The sequence below is a fragment of the Curtobacterium sp. MMLR14_006 genome (genome assembly GCF_001864985.1).
Taxonomy (GTDB): Bacteria; Actinomycetota; Actinomycetes; order Actinomycetales; family Microbacteriaceae; genus Curtobacterium.
This window is the reverse complement of record NZ_MJGU01000010.1, coordinates 1-2397: the sequence shown is the minus strand read 5'-3', so window position 1 is coordinate 2397 and position 2397 is coordinate 1. Positions and strand designations below refer to the sequence as shown.

Annotated in this window: 2 protein-coding genes; one reads left to right on the top strand and one right to left on the bottom strand. The window is 70.2% G+C overall.

What is annotated here, in order from left to right:
- Positions 1-1480 (bottom strand): ubiquinone-dependent pyruvate dehydrogenase (gene poxB / locus BIU94_RS03620; RefSeq protein ID WP_071254315.1); only part of this gene is annotated, 1480 nt, incomplete at its 3' end.
- Positions 1481-1568: 88 nt separating this feature from the next.
- Here poxB and BIU94_RS03615 point away from each other — a divergent pair.
- A complete protein-coding gene (locus tag BIU94_RS03615; protein WP_071254314.1) occupies positions 1569-2300 on the top strand; it encodes a phosphatase PAP2 family protein in 732 nt (243 codons plus the stop codon).
- Positions 2301-2397: the final 97 nt, after the last annotated feature.

The following is a 2397-nucleotide window of genomic DNA, read 5'->3' as shown; positions in this document are numbered from 1 at the left end:
TCGCCTCGGCGACGGCGGCGAAGTCCGGGTTCTGCAGCTCGGTGCCGTAGTTCACGAAGCCGGCAGCCTTCATCTCGAGCTCCACGAAGTTGAGCGACGAGTTGTCGAACACGACGATCTTCACCGGCAGCTTGTTCTGCACGATCGTGACGAGCTCGCCGAGGAGCATCGTCAGCCCGCCGTCACCGGCCATCGCGATGACCTGCCGGTCCGGGAACGCCGTCTGCGCGCCGATCGCCTGCGAGACCGCGTTCGCCATCGAGCCGTGCCAGAACGAGCCGATGAGCCGGCGCTGGCCGTTCATCGTCAGGTAGCGCGACGCCCACACGACGGGGGAGCCGACGTCGGGGATGAAGACGGCGTCCTCCGCGGCGATCCGGTCGAGCACGCGCGTGACGTACTGCGGGTGCAGCGGCTTCTTCCTGCCGGCGGGGACGGCGAGGTCGTCGAGCTTCTCGCGGGTCTTCCGGTAGTGCTTCAGGGAGTCCTCGAGGTGCTTCGTCGGGTGCGAACCGGTAAGCAGGGGGATGAGCGCGAGGGCGGTGTCCTTGACGGTCCCGACCAGGCCGATGTCGACCGGGTGCCGCCGGCCGAGCTGCGAACCGCGGATGTCGACCTGCACGTGCTTCGCGTGCTCGGGGAAGAACTGCGGGTACGGGAAGTCGGTGCCGAGCATGAGCACGACGTCGGCATCCTCCATGGCGCGGTACCCGGACGAGAAGCCGAGCAGCCCGGTCATGCCGACGTCGTACGGGTTGTCGTACTCGATGTACTCCTTGCCGCGCATCGCGTGCACGATCGGGGCCTGCAGGCGCTCGGCCAGCGCAACGACCTCGTCGTGTGCACCGGCGACGCCGGCTCCGGCCAGGATCGTGATCTTGTCGGCGCCGTTGAGCAGGTCGGCGGTGCGCTGCAGCTCGGCGTCGCTCGGCACGACGCGCGGCTCGGTGCGCTCGACCCGGGTGACGCGGTCGCTCTTCGCCTCTGCGAGCAGCACGTCGCCCGGGATCACGAGCACCGCGACGCCGCGCTTCTCGACGGCCTCGCGCATCGCGATCTCGAGCAGGCGGGGCATCTGCACCGGGTCGGCGACGTACTCGACGTACACCGAGCACTCGCGGAACAGCTCCTGCGGGTGGGTCTCCTGGAAGTAGCCGGTACCGATCTCCGCCGTCGGGATGTGCGCCGCGATCGCCAGCACCGGCACGCGGGAGCGGTTCGCGTCGTAGAGGCCGTTGACCAGGTGCAGGTTGCCGGGGCCGCAGCTGCCCGCGCAGACCGCGAGCTCCCCGGTCAGGCCGGCCTCGCCGGAAGCGGCGAAGGCGGCTGCCTCCTCGTGCCGCACGTGCTCCCACCGGATCGTGCCGTCCTTGCGCAGGGCGTCCGTGAACCCGTTGAGGGAGTCCCCCGGCAGGCCGTAGACGCGCGTGACGTCGTTGGCGCGGAGGGTGGCGACGATGTTCTCGGCAACAGTTGGCATGCCCCCTGTCTACTCGGGAGCACCTGCGCTGAGTGCTTTCACACGGCCCGACGGAACGGGTCGCAGTCGGCACTGGGACGATGGTCGGATGACCGACGACGCGCCGCTCCTCCGCTCCCGCCGACCGGAGCCCGCGCTGCCCGGGATCCTCGAACGCTCGCCCTACCCGCTCGTCTCGGTCGCGATCGCGGTCATCGCCGTCGTCGTCATCACCCTCGTCGGGTTCGCGCTCGGCACGGTCGACCTCGGGTTGTCGAAGGCCCTCAACGCGCTGCACACCGGGTTCGTCGGCGGCTTCAGCGACGCGGTCTACCACGTCATCAGCCCGGCACCCGCGATCGGCATCACGGTCGTCGTCGTCGCGGTGATCTGGTGGCGCACGCGCGACCTGCGCCCGGCCCTGGCGTTCGGCGGCACGATCGCGATCACGTGGGTGCCCTCCGCCGTCGTGAAGGAGATCGTGCACCGGGCCCGCCCGGACGTCTCGGTGCTGCCGCACCCGTTCCCGGTGCAGCCAGATCCCGGCTACCCGAGCGGCCACACCGTCTACATCACCGCGTTCGTGCTCGCCCTGATCTGGCTGCTCCGCGAGACCCGGTGGCACCTCCTGGTGCTCACCCTCGGGGTGGTCGCGATCGTCGTCGTGTTCTTCGCCGTGTCCATCGACGCCGTGCACTACCCGACCGACGCCGCGGCCTCGATCCTGTGGGCGCTCGCCGTGGCGCCCGGGGTGCGGGTGGTGTGGGTGGACTGGCTCATGCCGAGGATCCCGTTCCTGCGGCCGGGGCGGGCTGGGGATGAATCGCGCGTAGGGGGATGAATCGCGCGTAGGAGGGCAGAACTTCCGGCCTCCTACGCGCGATTCATCCCCCTACGCGCGATTCATCCCCAGCCCGCCCCGGCCGCAGGAACGGGAT

Coding starts and splice junctions, on each gene's coding strand:
- BIU94_RS03615 (WP_071254314.1), top strand. CDS start 1,569: ATGACCGACGACGCGCCGCTCCTCCGCTCCCGCCGACCGGAGCCCGCG.